Raw genomic sequence first — 18,473 nt, 5'->3', positions numbered from 1 at the left:
CTGAGGCTGCATTGTCTTGCGCGGCCTGAGGCCGCATTGTACTTCGCGGCCTCAGGCTGCATTGTACGGGTTAGCGGAAGGTGAAGGGCATTTCCAGGGGGCCGGTGAAGGACAGGTCGGTGAATTCGAGGTCCATGCTGGCGGTGCCTTCCGTGGCGCCATCGACTTCTACCCGGCGGTTGCGGGGGAAGGACACGGACAGTCCGTCTACGGCGGCGTAGGAGGCGTTGCTTACCGTTACGGCGCGGCTTTGGCCCAGTTCCTGGAGCTCCATGGAAGACAGCTGGTAGGTGACCGGATCGTAGCGGTAGTCGCCGGCAAATTCCCGGTTGCGGCCCATGAGGCGAATGGAACCGTTGTCGCGGCTCACTTCCAGGTCTTCGGTGAGGAAGACGGCGTTGCCGAAGAAGATTTCCTGCAGCAGGTCGAAGCGGGCGGGGATCTTGTATTTCTCCTCGATGTAGCTGAGGGGCTCGGCGATGTATTCCCCCTCGAGGCGGTTGTAGAGGAAGAAGCTGTCGGGGCGGATGAGGGCGCGCGCGCCCTCGATGCCAAACTTTTTCACGCTCATCCAAATGGCCTTATCGCGGTGGAGGCGGATGTAGGCGGTGCCACCAATGGAAAAGTTCTCGCTCGCCACATCCACCCGGGCGCGGGCGTCCATCCATTCCGAGGTGGCCCGTTTGTCGTCGATGGCCCGGAGTACCTGCGCGAGCCGCAGTTTGCCGGTGGGCAGGTCGTCGGTGCCCCCCGCGGCGGGCCCGGCCACCTTGCGGTTACAGGTGGATAGAAGTAGGATAGCCAGGAAGGCCAGGAAGGGAAAACGCATGCGGGGCGATTTAGCTTTTGAGTCCGGAAATCTTCCGGGCGAGGGTAGAGGACCGGCTCCCCGCGGCCTGGGCACGAGCGTAGAGTTCGGCCGCGGCAGCCTTGTCGCCGGCACGCTGTTGGGCATCACCCATCAGTTCCAGGAGGAGGGCGTTGGTGTTGACCGGGCTGTCGGCGGACTGCAGCGCGGCAGCGTCGGGGTCGTTACGTTGCTTGAGATAAAAGGCCAGCGGACCCCCTTCGCCACCGGGAAGGCGGGCCAGGTTCAGGTTATCGGCATCCGATCCGGTCTCCAGGGCAGTAAAGGCAGCCTGCAGGGCGTCTACCGCGGCGGCGGCGTCGGGGCTGGCGCTGACCATCAGTTGCGCCTGCTGCAGCAGGTTGTTGGCTTCCCCGAAATCGCCGCGGAGGGCTTCCCCGAGGGCGTAGTGTACGTAGACGGCCGGTCGGTTGGGGAAGATGTCGAGGGCGGCTTCGGCGTACTCCCGCAGGTCGACCAGCTGGTTATCCAGGTAGAGGGCCGCCAGGAGCTGTTCCCAGACGGGGTAAACGGTATCGTCCAGTTCCAGGGTTTCGCGGTAAGCCTGTGCGGCTTCGGTGAGCCGGCCGGTATGGAAATACAAGTCGCCCGCGATGGCGGCGGCTTTGGCGGCGTCGGGGTGTACGCGGCGCAGTTCGGCGGTGAGGGCCAGCAGGCGATCACCCAGGGCCCGGTCGCCGGTATTGGCTACTTGCTGGATGAGGGGCAGCAACTTGCCAACCTTGAGGTCCAGGTCGACTTCAGGCCGGGCGAGCAAGGCCATAAGTTCACGGTCGTCCGTACCCGCAACGTCGCCGCCGGGGGCGGCATCCTGCAGGGCGAGCTGAGCGCGCACGTCGGCGGGTTCCCGGCGCAGAATCTCCTGGTAAACTTCGCGTGCTTTCTTATCCTCGTCCTGACTGCGGTAATAGCCCGCCAGCAGGTGGCGGTAGTCGATCACGTCGGGAAAGGCTTCGATCAGTGATACCAGTTCCTGCTCGGCGCGCTTCCGGTCGCCGGTACCCAGGTAAAGGGCGTGCTTGCGGCGCGAAAGCTCTGGGTTCACCCCGATGCGGTCTTCCAGCTCGTCGTACACCTTCATGGCCCCCTTCACGTCCTGGGCGCGGACGAGGAACGCCGCCCGTTCCAGGTAATTTTCCGCTTGGGTGGGCCGTTGCTCGATGAGTTGGGCGTACAGGTCCGCTCCGTCGCGGTACCGACCGGCCGCCTGGTAGAGGTCGGCCAGGAAGGCGGCGTAGACGTCGTTGGGCCGGATGGCGTAGGCCCGCTGGAGGGCTTCGATGGCCGGCGCGGTGTTGCCCGCCGCGTAGTGCAGTCGCGCCAGTTCGAAGAGGGCCGGATCGTTTTTGGGCTGCTCCTCAAGCAGGGCCTGGAAAAGGGCGATGGCGTCGTCGGTCTTTCCGAGCAGCGCTTCCCGCTTCGCGGTGATGAACTGTTCCTCCCTTTTTACCTCGCTTTCACTCCTTTCCGACTGGGCGGAAAGGAAACTCAGCGTGAAAAGAAGGGGAAGCAAGAGCAGGATACGCATAGGACGGTGGTAGATAGACTGGCTACCTACTAACGTTTCGAGCGGGCAAGTAGTGCTAAAGGTTGGTCGGGCCAGCCACCGGCACGACTATTCTACTTCCGTGATCTTCATCGTGTTCAATCGTCCGCGCCCTTCCAGCGGCATGCTGGCGGTGTTGACGATACGGTCACCTGACTGTACGTGGTTGTTCCGCTTCAAGATCTCGACGATGTCCTCCATCGTCTGGTCGGTGCTGGCGAAGCTGTCGTAGTGGTAGCAGCGCACGCCCCAGCAAAGGTTGAGGGTGGCCAGCATTTGGGGGATATCGCTGAAGATGTAAATCTTGGCGTGGGGCCGGAAGCTGGACAGCTTGAAGGCCGTGTAGCCCGAGCGCGTAAGGCCGGTGATGGCGCGGGCGCCGACGTTCTGGGCGGCCCAGGTAGCGGCGGAGCTGACTACGTCACTGATGAAGGTACCGCTGCGGGCGTTCGACTTGGGTCGGCGCACGCCGATCTCGTAGATCTTTTCGGCTTCCTCGATGATGCTGTTCATCCACTTCACCACGAGGGCGGGGTGGCGGCCCACGCTGGTCTCACCGCTGAGCATCACGGCGTCAGTACCGTCGAGTACGGCGTTGGCGACGTCGGTCACTTCGGCGCGGGTGGGGCCGGGATTGGTGATCATGGAGTCCATCATCTGAGTGGCGACAATGACCGGGCGCGCGCGTTGGATACACTTCCGGATGACCTCCTTTTGAATGATGGGCAGTTGCTCCATGGGCATCTCGATGCCGAGGTCACCGCGGGCCACCATGATCGCATTGGAGTGCTTGATGATCTTGTCGATATTCTCCACCGCCTCGGGCTTCTCGATCTTGGCGATGATCTTGGCCGGGTGCTGGGCGCGGTCGATGTGGGCCCGCAGTTCCTTACAATCCGAATGGTGGCGCACGAAGCTCAGGGCGATCCAGTTCACCGGCAGGGTGAGGATGTATTGCAGGTCCTCAAAGTCCTTTTCCGTAATGCTCGGCAGGCTGATCTTGGTATTAGGCAGGTTGACGCCCTTGTTCGACTTCAGGGTGCCCGGGTAGAGGGCCTTCAGTTTTACCGTGTCGATGCCGTTGGTATCCACGACCTCGAAGACGAGTGTACCGTCGTCGACCAGTACGCGTTCGCCTACGCGGACGTCCTGGGCAAACTGGGGGTAGCTCATGTACACCCGGTCGATATTGCCGACGCATTCCTCGTTGACGAAAGTGACGATTTGTCCGGCCTCAAGCTCCAGCCCGTCGCCTTCCATCTTGCCGACGCGCAGTTTGGGGCCCTGTAGGTCGGCCAGGATGCTGACGTGGGTTTCCAGTTCCGCGTTAAGGCGCACGATGTGGTCGACCACTTTCTTGTGATCCTCGTGGGTACCGTGGCTGAAGTTGAGGCGGAAGACGTCTACGCCGGCCTCAATTAGGCCCTTGAGCCCCTCGTAAGAATTACAGGCGGGACCCACGGTAGCTACGATCTTGGTATTCTGGTGGTCGGTCATAAGAGGTGTAGCTTGAATTTATAGGATAGTGTAGAAAATACAATAATACGCGAAGGTAAGCGATAATTGGCCTTTACCGGCGTAAAAGGACCGGCCGGGGGTAGGGCGGCAGGAAAGGGATAACATTGCTATACCTGTTTAACCGGGCAGTAGTTCGACCTTGAGACTGCGGCCGGCATGACTGCGCAGGAGGGTATCGTAGAGCAGGGTCATGGCACCCGCGTCCGCGCCCCGCTGGCTTTCGGCGCGAAACAGGGGGAAAACGCGGCCGTGACTGTAGGCGTTGAAGGAAACCGCCAGCAGTTCGCCGTCGCGGGTCTGCACGCCGGTAGCGTTGCCCCAACTGCGGTGAAGGATCTGGTACATGATGCGCTGCATGGCGTGGAACTTCCACTCATTCTCGCCGCCGCTGCCGTGGACTTCCAGCCAGAAGGCGGCGAAAGCCTCCGGTTTGATCACCGGTACGGGCAGCAGGTCGGCGGCCTCGGCTCGGGCCATACGGTCGTAGTAGCCGGAGGGGAAGTTGTCGGTGATGGCTTCGTAGGGTTGGTTGAGGAAGAGGGCCTCGCCTACGGCGGAGGTAACGGTGAAGCGGCCGCTCTGCCCGGGGACGGAGGCGGGTTCCACAGTAAGTTCCCCTCCGCGGAAGGTGTCCGGGATGGCGTCCCAGAAGGCCTGAATGCGTTTCGGGCTGAGGGGCTTCACGCTGTAGACTGCCAGGTCCGGTACGAGGGTAGGCTGGGTGAGGTAGGTACGCCCTAGCCAATTCTGCCGCTTGGGCAGGGGCATGGCCGTGACGTAGTTGTCGCCCTCCACCAGGAGGTCCCATTCCTTGGCGGTGGCATTGAGGTACCAGTCGTAGCCGTAGAGGCTCCCGTTGGTGGCGAAGTGTACGCAACTGTTGTAGAGTTGCTTGTCGATCTCTTCCTGGGGGATAAAACGGATGTCCATGCCTTAGGAACCGGATGCGCCGAAAAAAGGTCATGAACGCCCCCAGGACTTACTTGAGTTTTCCGAGCTTTTCCGCGGTGAAGGTGGAATCCGGATTTTTTTTCAGCGCCATCTTGAAATGTTCCTTGGCGTGGAAGTCGTTGCCGGCATTGCTGTAGGCATCGGCGAGGCTATCGTAGACGTTGAAGGAATCGGGGTATTGCTGGCGGTTGAGGTCCAGCACGTAGATCGCCTCCTCGTCGTAGCCCTCGGCCATCAGGTCGTAACCCAGTGCATTCATCTGCATTTCGCGAAATACGTAACCGTTGGGATTGCTGCGTTTTAGCCCGGCGTACCATTCCTGGGCCGCCTCCAGGCCTTCACTGGTGAGGATTTCCTTGAGTTTGTCGTGGCCGTACTTGACCGGCGGGCCAATCTCCTTGACGTTGATCTTCATGATGAGGTGCCCTCCCCCGTTCCGCTGCTGTTCCCGGAAACTCTGCCGGGAGGCCGGCACCGTAACCTGCACGATGCCGCCGGCACCGACCATCTTCACGGCGTTGTTCCAGCGGGTGTTGGTGGGATCACTGCCCAGGATGTCCTGCCAGTCTTCGCCGAGGGAGGACGTCTCAAATACGGTTTCCCCCCGTTCGTTCATCACCTTGCCCGACCAGGTGACCTCCTGTCCGCGCAGGGGCTTCGGACCGGTACCTTCCTGGATGATCTGGTAGCTGATGGACTCCGATGAGGGCGGTGTGGTTTCGCGCTGAAGTTCCCACACTTCCATGCGGGTGCGTTCCCGGAGGTCGGTCATCTGATTCATGATCGCGCCCAGGTCCTTATTGGGGTGGGTGGCGGTGGCCGTCGACTGCCACTTTTGCTGGTAGGCCTCTACCTGGTCCCAGTCTGAAAAAGCGTCTACGGTAGCGAAATTGGCCCCGAAGTCGGTACCCACCGGTATAGCGCGCTCGAAGAGGGACCAGTTTTCCATACTGCCCTGCTTGACGTGCTGTTCCATGATGGGCTTGAAAACTTCCGTTTCCATAGCCAGGTAGTCGCTTTCCTTGCCGGGGGGTACCAACATGTAGTTGACGGCCAGGAGGGGGGCGCTGGGTTCACCCCGGGTGCTGGGGGCGGGCATGAGGGCCCCGGCAATGGTGTAGGTGGTCTCACTGATCACGTCGGAATCCTCTTCCACGAGTCCCCAGAATTGGTCCGGAGTGGTGTGCGGGAAGGTTTGCTCGATCACCTGGTTTTCCCCCGATTCGGGCAGGTGAAGTTCGGAGAGGTTGTCGTATACGTCGACGGAGATATAGTCGTAACCGGCCTCATTGGCGTCGGGCGAAACGATGCGGTAAAGGGCGTGCCAGATTTGCGATCCGTCGTTGACGCGGGCCTGAAAGTAGGGCAGCATCAGGGTATTTTCCACCTGCATCAGGTTCCCGGTCGGGTCCTTAAGTTTGGTGACCTGGTAGTATACGGTACCCGGTGGGGCGTCGGATTGGGCCACGAGGGGCGTAAGCCCCAGGAGGATGGCCAGGAGGAGTAAGGTCGTGCGTTGCATGGTAGCGGGTCGTTTTTGAAGGAAAGTGCTGTTACCGTGCACCCAGGCGGGTGCCCTAATAAGATAGGGTAATTAACAACGCAATACACATCTTTTATTCCCGCATATGAAGTATTAGACTCCCGCTAAAAGGCCGCGTACACCCGCCGCACCAGTTCGCCGATCTCGCCGGGTTCCAGCCAGCGTGTTACGATCACGAGGTCACGTTCCTCGTCGACCACGATGAAATTGCCCCCGAAGCCGGCGGCGTAGTAGACGTGGTCGGGCACCCCGTCCCAGCGCCGTTCACCGGCGTTGAGCCACCACATGTATCCGTAGCTGGCGTTGGCCGCGGCCGGGGTGCGAATTTGGTCGACCCACCCTTCGGAGATCAACTGCCGGTCGTTCCAGCGGCCGCGGCGGGCGAAGAGCAGTCCCAGGCGCGCGTGATCAACGGTGCTGATGAAGAGTCCGCCGCCGTGGTGGCCGCCGCCGCTCACCGACTGCATGTGCAGCCCGTCCAGGTCTACCCAGCTGTCGTCGTAGCCGTACCAGCGCCAGGTGGTGCTCGCGCCGATGGGGTCCATGATGCGTTCCTTGAGCACGCGCGGCAGGGGTTGCCGCCACACCTGAAGCAGGGAGTAGGCCAGCACGTTCACCCGCACGTCGTTGTACTTGTAGTGGGTGCTGGGGGCGTGGAGTTCGCGATTTTTCCAATCGTCGTAGCTGCCCGCGGGGTCGGGTCGGTCGGTCCAGTCTTCGAGTCCGAAGAGGGTGCCCGACCAGTCGGAGGTCTGCTGCAGCAGGTGCTCCCAGGTGATGCCGCCGTTGTGGTTGCCGCTGAAGGTGCCGTCCCAGACGTAGCGGCTTACGGAGTCGTGGACGGATTCGATCAGCCCGTCGTCAAGGGCCAGCCCGGCGGTGGTCGACAGGTAGCTTTTCGTCACGCTGAAAGTCATGTCCACCCGTTCGGTGTCGCCCCAGCGGGCCACGATGTAGCCGTCTTTGATGATCAGTCCGGCGGGGCCGCCGCGTTCCTTGGTGGGCCCCCTGAGGGTGTGGCCGGGCTCACGGCTGAAGGCGTTGAGGATGGCCAGGCGGAGGTCGCGGGCGCCGCTGTATTCGTGGTCGAGGGCGAATTGCACGGCCGAGTCGAGGGCTGCGGTCTGGAAACCGGCTTCCGCGGCGGCGCGTTCCGCCCAATCGGTGGGGGTGGGGTAGTACTGGGCGCGGACGCAGGTGCCGAGGAAGAGCAGGAGAGCAAGGATCAGTGGCTTCATGGGGTGAAGATAGGTTGAGTCTTTTGGGGGTGCATTGACCGCGAAGCCCCTTCCTCGGTTCCCTTGGAATTGACTTCGCTGGTGTAGGGGCGCCCTTTTCAGGGCCGCTGGGGGATTCACACGTTTTGACCGCGAAGCCCATTCCTCGGGGTTCCCTCGGAATTGACTTCGCTAGTATAGGGGCGTCCCTTCCAGGGCCGCTGGGGAATGACGCGCTATGACCGCGAAGCCCATTCCTCGGGTTTCCCTCGGAATTGACTTCGCTGGTGTAGGGGCGTCCCTTTCAGGGCCGCGGGGGGTCTCGCGCATTGACCGCGAAGCCCATTCCTTGGGTTTCCCTCGGAATTGACTTCGCTAGTCTAGGGGTGTCCCTTTCAGGGCCGCTGCCGGGGTGGGAGGTGACCGCTCGCTTCTCTCCGGCCCGATTGATACAATCACAGTGAGATACTGGGTCGCGCCTGGAGCCGCTCCACCCAAGGGGTAGCGGGTTGAGGGCTTTCCAGCCCGATTAACTGAATCGTCGTGGAATGGTGAGTCGCGCCTGGAGTCGCTCTACCCGTAGAGTAGCGGGTTGAAGGCTTTCCAGCCCGATTATGTGAATTGTCGTGGAATGGTTAGTCACGCCTGGAGTCGCTCTGCCCGGGGCTAACGGGTTGAGAACTTTCCAGCCCGAGTGGAGCAATCATAGTGTAATGCTGAATTGCGCTTTGGAGACGCATCAACTTTGCAAAGGGTATTGGTGTACGGAGGCTATGCAAAATTATTGCGCATTGAAAAAAATTAAATTAATATCATTTGGGTGGGTTACCTATGATTTATAATTTCATTATTAACTAAACGGTATTTGATGTGGCCTGCCGTATGGATGGCCATTGTTTAGTTTGTTTCGGGCCATTTGTCTTGGCCTCCAGTATAATCACACTATGTAGTTACGCGTCTTACACCCCTTATTTAACACCTCGCTTTTTCTCTTCTTGGCAATAAATGATTTTTCGGTTACTCGACCGGAACAGGTATTGCATTGGATAGGATCAGCTGATTAACCCACCCAACTTTTAACACGCACTCGCAGGCTCGGTCCCCTCGCCTGAAGGGGAGGGCTGTGCCCGCCATTTTCTCACCCTTTATTCCTGATTTATTATGGATAATGTATACTATTCCTCGCCTTGTTCCGAGAGGGGAACACTGAAGCGATGGTTCTCTGGATCGGCTCGATCGGGTACGTCCTGGGGCATTCTGTTCTTCCTGTTGCTCACCACCTCTTTACTGGAGGCTTCCCACTTTCGGTACGGTTCGATCAGCTGGCGCCATGTAGGAGGAACCACGGTCGAATTTAAAATCCAGCAAGCCTGGCGGATGAGCTTTTTCTTTTCCGGGACCCCAGCAATCGGCACTCGGTCGAGAATTGTCGATAATCTAAGGTTTGGAGACGGCGGATCACAATCGTTTTCGTTGGAGGTCACTGCAGTAGATCCCTCGGAAGACTGGTTCTTCGGGGAGACTACGATCACGCATACCTATCCCAGCTATCAGGACTTTACAGCCTTCTTCAGTGACTGTTGTCGAATTGGTGGAATAGTAAATGCCAGTGGTAGTTGGCTGTCTCAAACTTTGGTGAGCCTTTCCCCCGGCAAATTGGGTAACAACTCGCCTGTGGTAGCCGTCCCCCCGATCCTAAACGTGCCCCAAGGGAGTTCTGCCACCTTCAACTTAGCTTCCGCCGATCCAGACGGGGATGTCCGCCGTTTTCGCCTGCCGCAATCCGGTGAGTATACCGGGGTCGATCTGTCAGGATTTTCCATAAGTCCTACCGGTACTGTGACCGCCAATTTATACAACCGACCGGTCGGATCGCTCTTTGCTATGGTGGCCGTCGTGGAAGACCTTGACTTGTCGGGCAATGTCAAGTCCAAAACAATGGTTGATTTTTTGATCAAGGTGGTCCAGCCGTCGACACCTCCGGCCTTTGACTATTCGCTGACGCCGACTGATGGCTCAGTGATCTTTGCGCGACCAGGGAACGTCGTAAATTTTGGTGTCCGTGCCACCGATACCGACCCTGGAAGTACCGTCACCCTGAACGCGGTAGGAGTTCCAAGTGGAGCGAATTTTTCACCGGGACTCCCGGTAACCGCCAACCCGGTGCAGAGTGCCTTCAACTGGACACCGTCGATAAGCAATCTTGGCACAAATGTAATAAATTTCACGGCCACTGACAACGTTGGTAATCAGACCTCAACCTCGGTTTCAATCGTAGTTAGTCAGCGGCCGGTGTTCGATGTCCCGCCCACGCCGGCCACTGCAGTACATCAGGTAGTGGCTCCTGGTCAGACCATATCCTATACCGTTCAAGCTTCGGACGACGATCCCACTGATTTGGTCAGTATCACTGAAGCTAAGGATAAAAACTCCGGAGCCGATTTCAGTACCCGGGGGGCAAGCCTGTCGCCGGCCCTTCCTACTGCCGCGGCCAATCCGGTCAGTACCACCTTCAGCTGGACACCCGCGGCCGCGGATTGGGGGCATAATCACGTCATCTTCAAAGCGGAAGATAGTTTCAACGAGGTAGCCACTCATGAAGTGAGCATGCTAGTCAATACAAGCCCCGCGTTTACCAGTATTCCGGTAACGGTTGCGGAAGCGGAGTCCGTCTACACTTACCTGGTTACAGCCTCGGATCCTGACCTCGCATACGGTGACCAGTTAGCTTTGATAGGGATAAACATTCCTTCCTGGCTTTCCCTGGTTGATAACGGGGACGGGACCGCTACCCTCAGCGGTTCGCCCACTCTTGCGGAGATTGGATTTCATTCTGTAGAGATCAAAGTTCAGGATATCAACCATCACCATAACGTCGGTGGAATTCCTTCTCAGGTGTTTCAGGTAGAAGTCATCAACCCCTGCAACGTCGGACTCAACCCCGCGACCGTTACTGACCTTACCTGCCCCGGTTCGGATGATGGAGCAATCGCCGTTTCCGCTACCGATGTACGCGGCAATGCCACCTTTACTGCCGTTGGTCCGGTTACCGTTAATAGTACCGATGGAACCTTCACCGGCTTGCCTAGTGGTACTTACGAGGTTACCGTTACCGATGATGGTTCACCTAATTGCACCGCCACTCAATCGAATATCATGGTAGGAATTACTACGTACTCCGCCGACAACGATGGAGATGGATTGGGCGACTTTTGTGACCCCGACGATGACAACGATGGCGTGCTGGACGTGAACGACAATTGTGTATTCACTGCCAACCCGGACCAGGCCGATAACGACGGCGATGGTGAGGGCGACGTTTGCGATCCCGACGACGACAACGACGGCGTGCTGGACGTGAACGACAACTGCATTTTCGCTTCGAACTCCGACCAGGCCGACAACGACGCCGACGGTGAGGGCGACGTTTGTGATCCCGATGACGACAACGACGGCGTGCTGGACGTGAACGACAATTGCGTATTCACTGCCAACCCGGACCAGGCCGACAACGATGGTGACGGTGAGGGCGACGTTTGTGACCCCGACGATGACAACGACGGCGTGTTGGACGTGAACGACAACTGCGTCTTCGCTTCGAACTCCGACCAGGCCGACAACGACGGCGACGGTGAGGGCGACGTTTGCGATCCCGACGACGACAACGACGGCGTGCTGGACGTGAACGACAACTGCTTCTTCGCTTCGAACTCCGACCAAGCCGACAACGATGGCGACGGTGAGGGAGACGTTTGTGATCCCGACGACGACAACGACGGCGTGCTGGACGTGAACGACAACTGCGTCTTCGCTTCGAACACCGACCAAGCCGACAACGATGGCGACGGTGAGGGAGACGTTTGTGATCCCGACGACGACAACGACGGCTACGCGGATACCAATGATTGCGCGCCTTTTGACCCGGCCATCAACCCGGGCGCGGAAGAGGTATGCGACGGAATCGACAACAACTGTAACCTTATAGTAGACGAAAGCGACGCACCTGAGCTGCAATCAATCACCTTACCCCTAGATCCTGTGGCGATCAGCGAAGCGGTGAGTATCTCGGCCAATTTTACGGATGCGGATGACGAGGATGGCCACAGCGCAGATATCGACTGGGGCGACGGTACCGTCTCCACCGGCTTGGTGAACCAAAACAATAACTTCGTTAGTGGTAGCCACCAGTATTCGGCCGCCGGGGTTTACACCGTCAGCGTTACCGTTACAGATGCTTGTGGAGAGCAGGATATGCTGGTGAATGCCACATATGTTGTCATCTACGACCCCAGCGCCGGCTTCGTAACCGGTGGTGGATGGATCTGGTCACCGGCCGGAGCCTATTCAGGTGATGCCTCCCTGGAGGGTAAGGCCAACTTCGGTTTCGTAGCCAAGTACAAGAAGGGGCAGTCCGTCCCGGACGGTAATACCACCTTCCACCTGAACGCCGCAGACTTCAAGTTCAAGAGTACCGATTACCAGTGGCTGACCATTGCAGGTTCGAATGCCAAATTCAAGGGCTCCGGGCAGGTCAATGGCGCGGGCGACTATGGTTTCATGCTGACCGGCGTGGATGGAGACGTCAACGGTGGAGGTGGTGAGGACAAGTTCCGGATCAAAATTTGGGACAAGGCCACCAGTCAGGTCGTCTACGACAACCAGATGGGTGCGGATGACACCGGCTACGCTACCACCGTGCTCGGTGGGGGCAGTATCGTCATCCACACGCAGAAGGGATCTAATAAGTCAATAGGAACGCCAACTCCCCCGCCCCCGGCGGCGCCCGTGGACGCTGTTCCCGACCTGCAGGACCTGCAACTCTTCCCGAACCCGGCCCGTGATGAGGTCAACCTTCGTTTCCTGGCGCTTGATCGCGATGCCCAAGTCACGGTCTTTGACGCGATGGGTCGCAGCGTGGTTAACCAAATGATTGCCGCCGGTCAGACCCAGCTTCGATTGGTGCTTCCCGACGGCAAGTTCGCCACCGGAGTGTACACCGTTCGGCTCGCTACGGAGCCGGAAGGTATTACCCGCCGGCTGTTGATTCAGCGGTAAGGCCCGCAGTTCCGTTCACGGTACTGCTTACGTTTTAGCCCCGCCCGGATACTTCGGGCGGGGCTTTTTTTGTTCTCGGTCCGCGAAGCCCATTCCTCGGTTTCCTCGGAATTGACTTCGCTGGTGTAGGGGCGTCCCTTTCAGGGCCGCTGGGGATTCACGCGCTTTGATTGCGAAGCCCATTCCTCGGGGTTTCCTCGGAATTGACTTCGCTAGTGTAGGAGCGTCCCTTTCAGAGCCGCTGGGGAATGACGCGCTATGACCGCGAAGCCCCTTCCTCGGTTCCCTCGGAATTGACTTCGCTAGTATAGGGGCGTCCCTTCCAGGGCCGCTGGGGAATGACGCGCTATGACCGCGAAGCCCCCTCCTCGGTTCCCTCGGAATTGACTTCGCTAGTGTAGGAGCGTCCCTTTCAGAGCCGCTGGGGAATGACGCGCTATGACCGCGAAGCCCCTTCCTCGGTTCCCTCGGAATTGACTTCGCTAGTATAGGGGCGTCCCTTTCAGGGCCGCGGCCGGGGTGGGAAGTAGCCGCTCGCTTCTCTCCGGCCCGTTTGTTTGAATCACAGTAATATACTGGGTCGCGCCTGGAGCCGCTCTACCCGTAGAGTAGCGGGTTGAGGGCTTTCCAGCCCGATTATGTGAATTGTCGTGGAATGGTGAGTCGCGCCTGGAGCCGCTCTACCCGTAGAGTAGCGGGTTGAGGGCTTTCCAGCCCGATTATGTGAATTGTCGTGGAATGGTGAGTCGCGCCTGGAGCCGCTCCACCTAAGGGGTAGCGGGTTGAGGGCTTTCCAGCCCGATTCAGTGAATTGTCGTGGAATGGTGAGTCGCGCCTGGAGTCGCTCTGCCCGGGGCTAACGGGTTGAGGGCTTTCAGGCACGATTAGGTGAATCATTGTGAAAGAGTGAGTCGCGCCTGTAGTCGCTCTGCCCGGGGCTAGCGGGTTGAGGGCTTTCAAGCCGAATAGGTGAATCATCGAGGAAGAGTGAGTCGCGCCTGGAGCCACTCCGCCCACCATCCAGGGCCAACTACATTCGATCTCTAGAAACATTCGATAAAAAACCAAAAAAACGTAGCTTTTCCACAATTTACGGCACCCGCGGCCGCGCCCCGCCTCACTTTCCACGCCTTTTTGTGGAAAACCGACTGTGTTTTCCACATTGTTGATAACCTTATCCACATTGTGGAGAACTCGGGAAATCTTGCTAATTACTTGATTTACAGGTTAATGTGTAAAGTTATCCACACCTTGTGGATAAATACCCGGTAAAATCTCCCAACCGGAGCACTATCTTGGCACTTATACGAGGGAAAACAACAAATTGGTTGTACCCGCGCAGGTTCCGACTTGCTGATACCACTTAGACTAAGGCGGCATCCTTCCAAACGGGGAGCCGCCTTAGTACACTGACAACCACAACGATACGGTTTGCGCCGACCCATCCCCACCGAAGCTACCGGGGGGAAACGACCGGCCGCACGCCCTTAACCAACCAACCGCAGTACTCCGATACCAATTGGAACTGCCCACAAAACAGTCCGTCATGAACGCCCAAACAGAACCCATCCTCGTAGAGAACCCCAACCGTTTCGTTCTCTTTCCGATCCAGCACGACGACATCTGGCGCTATTACAAAGACAATGAAGCCTGCTTCTGGACGGCCGAGGAGATCGACCTGAGTGCCGACCTCAACGACTGGAACAACAAGCTCAACGACAACGAGCGCTACTTCATCAAACACGTGCTGGCCTTCTTTGCCGCCAGCGATGGCATTGTCAACGAGAACCTGGCCGAAAATTTCGTGGCCGAGGTTCAGTACACGGAAGCCAAGTTCTTCTACGGTTTCCAGATCATGATGGAGAACATCCACTCCGAGACCTACAGTCTGCTGATCGACACCTACATCAGCGACCCCGCCGAAAAGGACCACCTGTTCAACGCCATCGAAACCATGCCCTGCGTGCAGAAGAAGGCCGAGTGGGCCCTGCGCTGGATCGACAACGGCAGTTTCGCGGAGCGCATCGTCGCCTTCGCCGCCGTGGAAGGCATTTTCTTCTCCGGTTCCTTCTGCTCGATCTTCTGGCTCAAGAAGCGCGGTCTGATGCCCGGCTTGACCTTCTCCAACGAACTGATCAGCCGCGACGAGGGCATGCACTGCGACTTCGCCTGTCTGCTCTACAACGACCATATCGTCCATAAACTGGAAGACGGGATGGTGACCAAGATCATCAAGGATGCCGTCGAGATCGAAAAGGAGTTCGTCAGCGACTCCCTGCCCGTGAACCTGATCGGCATGAACGCCGACATGATGTGCCAGTACATCGAGTTCGTCGCCGACCGCCTGCTGGTGGAACTCGGGGAATCGAAGGTCTGGAACGTCGAAAACCCCTTCCCGTGGATGGACATGATCAACCTGCAGGGAAAGACCAACTTCTTCGAAAAGCGGGTGGGCGAGTACCAGAAAGCCGGGGTAACCAGCGACCGGGACAAGCAGGTGTTTACGCTGGATGAAGACTTTTAAGGTATGCGATATGTGATTCTCGATTCTCGATTCTTGATTTGGCTGCCGCACGAGAATGCTCGCTGCGCTCGTCTTGAACCGCCGACTGCTATATCTGCATAACGTGAAATCCTCGCAATCGCAGTCTGCCCAGCTGGAGCAACGGCTCATTGACTTTGCAGTACGGATTGTCCGGCTCTCCGCTAACCTACCCAGCAGTTTCGCCGGAGCGCATTTCGGCAAGCAAATTCTCCGCTCGGGCAGTGCACCCGCCCTGCTGTACGGAGAAGCTCGTGCGGCGGAGTCCGACAAGGACTTTCGCCACAAATGCAGCTTGGCCCTGAAGGAACTCAGAGAAACACATATCAACCTGAAAATCATTCAGCAGTCCGAATTGTACGCCGCCGACCGGCTAGCGGCTCTTCTGGATGAAAACAACCAACTTATCAGCATTTTCGTCCGCACGGTTCGCACCATGGACGATCGCATTAACCAAACCAAGAACTGAATTTGCGAGCGAAGCGAGTAGATAGGGCGGCACGAACGCAGTGAGCAGAGCCGTGCGGCAGCCAAATCGCCTATCGAGAATCGAGAATCGCAAATCGCATATCAAAATTAATCGCCATGCAAGTAATAAAACGCTCAGGACGTCGAGAAGACGTCTCCTTCGACAAGATCACCGCCCGCATCAAGAAGCTGTGCTACGGACTGGACGAGAACTTTGTCGACCACATCACTGTCTCAAAAAAGGTGATCCAGGGCCTGTACGACGGCGTCACCACCGTAGAGCTGGACAACCTGGCCGCAGAGACCGCCGCTTCAATGTCGACCGTCCACCCGGACTACGCCCAGCTGGCGGCCCGCATTGCCATCAGCAACCTGCACAAGGAAACGGACAAGTCGTTCAGCGCCACCATGGAGGGGCTGTACAACTACGTTGACCCCAAGACCGGCGACCCCGCAGGGCTGATCGGCGACGATACCATGCAGGTGATCCGCGACAACGCCACCACCCTGGATGCGGCCATCATCTACGACCGCGACTTCGAGTTCGACTACTTCGGCTACAAAACCCTGGAGCGCAGCTACCTGATGCGCCGCGACGGGGCCGTGGTCGAACGCCCCCAGCACATGCTGATGCGTGTCGCCGTGGGCATCCACCAGGACGATATCGAAAGCGCCATCCAGACCTACCAACTGATGAGTGAGAAGTGGTTCATCCACGCCACGCCTACGCTCTTCAACTCCGGAACGCCGAAACCGCAGATGAGCTCCTGCTTCCTGCTGACCATGACGGATGACTCCATCGAGGGGATCTTCGAGACGCTCCGGCGCTGCGCCCGCATCAGCCAGAGCGCCGGCGGGATCGGACTGAGCATCCACAACATCCGCGCCACGGGCAGCTACATCAAGGGCACCGGCGGCACTTCCAACGGTATTGTGCCGATGCTGAAGGTGTTCAACGATACGGCCCGCTACGTGGACCAGGGCGGCGGCAAGCGTAAAGGCGCCTTCGCGGTCTACCTGGAACCCTGGCACGCCGACATCTTCGAGTTCCTCGAACTGAAAAAGAACCACGGCAAGGAAGAAATGCGCGCCCGCGATCTTTTCTACGCCCTCTGGGTCAACGACCTCTTCATGCAGCGCGTGAAGGAGGACGGTGAGTGGAGTCTCTTTGACCCCAATGAGGCCCCCGGCCTGTGCGACGCCCACAGCGGTGAGTTCGAGGCCCTGTACCACCAGTACGAGCAGGAAGGCCGTGCCCGCAAGGTCGTCAAGGCGCAGGAGCTGTGGTTCGCGGTACTCGACAGCCAGATCGAAACCGGCACCCCCTATATCCTCTATAAGGACGCCGCCAACCGCAAATCGAACCAGCAGAACCTCGGCACCATCCGCAGCTCCAACCTCTGTACGGAGATCATGGAGTACACCAGTCCGGACGAAGTAGCCGTCTGTAACCTCGCCAGTCTGGCCCTGCCCAAGTACGTGAACGAGGAAACCCGGGAATACGATCTCGACAAGCTGGTGGAGGTGACCCGCGTAGTGACGCGCAACCTGAACAAGGTCATCGACCGCAACTATTACCCGATCGAGGAGGCCCGCAACTCTAACATGCGCCACCGCCCCATCGGGCTGGGCGTACAAGGGTTGGCCGACGCCTTCATTATGCTGCGCATGCCCTTCGACAGCGACGAGGCCCGGCAGTTGAACAAGGACATTTTCGAGGCGATCTACTTTGCCGCCTGTACCGAATCGATCGCCCTGGCGAAGAAAGATGGCCACTACGAGAGCTACCCCGGCAGTCCGGCCAGCAAAGGTGAACTGCAGTTTGACCTCTGGGGCGTTACGCCCTCCGACCGTTGGGACTGGGCCGGCCTGAAGCAGGACCTCGCCAAGTACGGCATGCGGAACAGTCTGCTCGTGGCCCCCATGCCCACGGCCAGCACCAGCCAGATCCTCGGAAACAACGAGTGCTTCGAGCCCTACAGCTCCAATATGTACACCCGTCGTACGCTCTCGGGCGAGTTCGTGGTGGTCAATAAGCACCTGCTACACGACCTTATCGGCCTTGGGCTGTGGAACAACGGCATGCGCAACCGCCTCATGCAGAGCAACGGCTCCATCCAGGACTTCGACGATGTACCACAGTACCTGCGTGACCTCTACAAGACGGTCTGGGAGATCAGCCAGAAGATCGTCATTGACATGGCCGCCGACCGTGGCGCTTTCGTTTGCCAGAGCCAGTCGATGAACCTCTTCGTCGAGAACGTGAACTTCGGCAAGCTCTCCAGCATGCACTTCTATGCCTGGCAAAAGGGCCTGAAGACCGGCATGTACTACCTGCGCACGAAAGCCGCCCGCGACGCCATCAAGTTCACTGTCGACAAGGACCAGCTGGTCAAGCAAAGCGACGACGGCGACGGACAGGTCAAGCAGGGAGCACGCAGCGAGTCATCCGCCCCCGCGAAGATGACCGGCGGCGTGCCCCAGCCCCGGCAGGATAGCGGTACGGCCACCGCGGTTTCGGCCGGAGGTTTTGAGGAGCTCAGCGCCGAGCAGACCGCCCAGGTCGGCAAGACGTGCAGTCTTGACGACCCGGACTGTGTGGCCTGCTCCGCCTAAGATTTATTTTCCCCAATCCCACATTCATTGGCCCGCGGCGCGTTTGCGCCGCGGGTTTTTTTGTTCGGAAATTGCCGTGGCGCGGGATCTCGCTGCGTCGACGATAGTCGTTCGGGGAGTGTCCGGTCCAGATTGTCCTGCTGATGCCG

At 58.8% G+C, this 18,473-nt stretch carries 10 protein-coding genes and 1 pseudogene; 5 read left to right on the top strand and 6 right to left on the bottom strand.

Going from position 1 to position 18,473, the window contains the following annotated elements:
* Window positions 1–70: 70 nt before the first annotated feature.
* From E4021_RS08275 to E4021_RS08250, 6 genes are all read right to left on the bottom strand, one after another.
* Window positions 71–829 carry a DUF4292 domain-containing protein gene (locus E4021_RS08275; RefSeq protein WP_168797524.1) on the bottom strand — a complete coding sequence of 253 codons (759 nt, stop codon included), beginning with the start codon at window positions 827–829 and terminating at the stop codon, window positions 71–73.
* A gap of 10 nt (window positions 830–839) precedes the next feature.
* Window positions 840–2,396, bottom strand: coding sequence for a tetratricopeptide repeat protein (locus E4021_RS08270; protein ID WP_136458245.1), 1,557 nt, complete (start codon window positions 2,394–2,396; stop codon window positions 840–842).
* An 87-nt stretch (window positions 2,397–2,483) separates the two neighbouring features.
* On the bottom strand, window positions 2,484–3,911 hold the full coding sequence (pyk, locus tag E4021_RS08265; RefSeq protein WP_136458243.1) for a pyruvate kinase: 1,428 nt from the start codon (window positions 3,909–3,911) through the stop codon (window positions 2,484–2,486).
* A 138-nt stretch (window positions 3,912–4,049) separates the two neighbouring features.
* Window positions 4,050–4,862 (bottom strand): hypothetical protein, encoded by an 813-nt coding sequence (locus tag E4021_RS08260; protein WP_136458241.1) that lies wholly within the window; start codon window positions 4,860–4,862, stop codon window positions 4,050–4,052.
* A 49-nt stretch (window positions 4,863–4,911) separates the two neighbouring features.
* Window positions 4,912–6,405 carry a tetratricopeptide repeat protein gene (locus E4021_RS08255; RefSeq protein ID WP_136458239.1) on the bottom strand — a complete coding sequence of 498 codons (1,494 nt, stop codon included), beginning with the start codon at window positions 6,403–6,405 and terminating at the stop codon, window positions 4,912–4,914.
* Window positions 6,406–6,530: 125 nt separating this feature from the next.
* Window positions 6,531–7,664, bottom strand: a complete 1,134-nt coding sequence (locus E4021_RS08250) for a serine hydrolase domain-containing protein (RefSeq protein WP_136458237.1) — start codon at window positions 7,662–7,664, stop codon at window positions 6,531–6,533.
* A 1,140-nt stretch (window positions 7,665–8,804) separates the two neighbouring features.
* On the opposite strand from E4021_RS08250, the pseudogene E4021_RS18675 reads away from it, so the two are divergent.
* The 5 genes and pseudogenes from E4021_RS18675 to E4021_RS08230 form a co-directional block, all read left to right on the top strand.
* A pseudogene (locus E4021_RS18675) lies at window positions 8,805–9,272 on the top strand (hypothetical protein); the annotation flags it as partial.
* 768 nt (window positions 9,273–10,040) lie between these two features.
* Complete coding sequence (locus E4021_RS18575; RefSeq protein WP_136458235.1) at window positions 10,041–12,698, top strand: thrombospondin type 3 repeat-containing protein; 2,658 nt, start codon at window positions 10,041–10,043, stop codon at window positions 12,696–12,698.
* A 1,546-nt stretch (window positions 12,699–14,244) separates the two neighbouring features.
* A complete protein-coding gene (locus E4021_RS08240) occupies window positions 14,245–15,222 on the top strand; it encodes a ribonucleotide-diphosphate reductase subunit beta (protein WP_136458233.1) in 978 nt (325 codons plus the stop codon).
* 103 nt (window positions 15,223–15,325) lie between these two features.
* Window positions 15,326–15,709: a four helix bundle protein gene (locus E4021_RS08235; protein WP_211096994.1), complete on the top strand. Its 384-nt coding sequence runs from the start codon at window positions 15,326–15,328 to the stop codon at window positions 15,707–15,709.
* A 116-nt stretch (window positions 15,710–15,825) separates the two neighbouring features.
* Window positions 15,826–18,324: a ribonucleoside-diphosphate reductase subunit alpha gene (locus E4021_RS08230; RefSeq protein ID WP_136458229.1), complete on the top strand. Its 2,499-nt coding sequence runs from the start codon at window positions 15,826–15,828 to the stop codon at window positions 18,322–18,324.
* The last annotated feature ends 149 nt before the right edge of the window (window positions 18,325–18,473 follow it).

This window comes from Neolewinella litorea (genome assembly GCF_004803465.1).
GTDB lineage: Bacteria > Bacteroidota > Bacteroidia > Chitinophagales > Saprospiraceae > Neolewinella > Neolewinella litorea.
The sequence above is the reverse complement of the archived record's forward strand: the minus strand, read 5'-3'. Positions and strand labels throughout refer to the sequence as shown.

Excerpts from the sequence above, each read along its gene's own strand:
- E4021_RS08240 (WP_136458233.1), top strand. The coding sequence starts at position 14,245 with ATGAACGCCCAAACAGAACCCATCCTCGTAGAGAACCCCAACCGTTTC.
- E4021_RS08260 (WP_136458241.1), bottom strand. The coding sequence starts at position 4,862 with ATGGACATCCGTTTTATCCCCCAGGAAGAGATCGACAAGCAACTCTAC.
- E4021_RS08275 (WP_168797524.1), bottom strand. The coding sequence starts at position 829 with ATGCGTTTTCCCTTCCTGGCCTTCCTGGCTATCCTACTTCTATCCACC.
- E4021_RS08255 (WP_136458239.1), bottom strand. The coding sequence starts at position 6,405 with ATGCAACGCACGACCTTACTCCTCCTGGCCATCCTCCTGGGGCTTACG.
- E4021_RS08230 (WP_136458229.1), top strand. The coding sequence starts at position 15,826 with ATGCAAGTAATAAAACGCTCAGGACGTCGAGAAGACGTCTCCTTCGAC.
- pyk (WP_136458243.1), bottom strand. The coding sequence starts at position 3,911 with ATGACCGACCACCAGAATACCAAGATCGTAGCTACCGTGGGTCCCGCC.
- E4021_RS08250 (WP_136458237.1), bottom strand. The coding sequence starts at position 7,664 with ATGAAGCCACTGATCCTTGCTCTCCTGCTCTTCCTCGGCACCTGCGTC.
- E4021_RS08270 (WP_136458245.1), bottom strand. The coding sequence starts at position 2,396 with ATGCGTATCCTGCTCTTGCTTCCCCTTCTTTTCACGCTGAGTTTCCTT.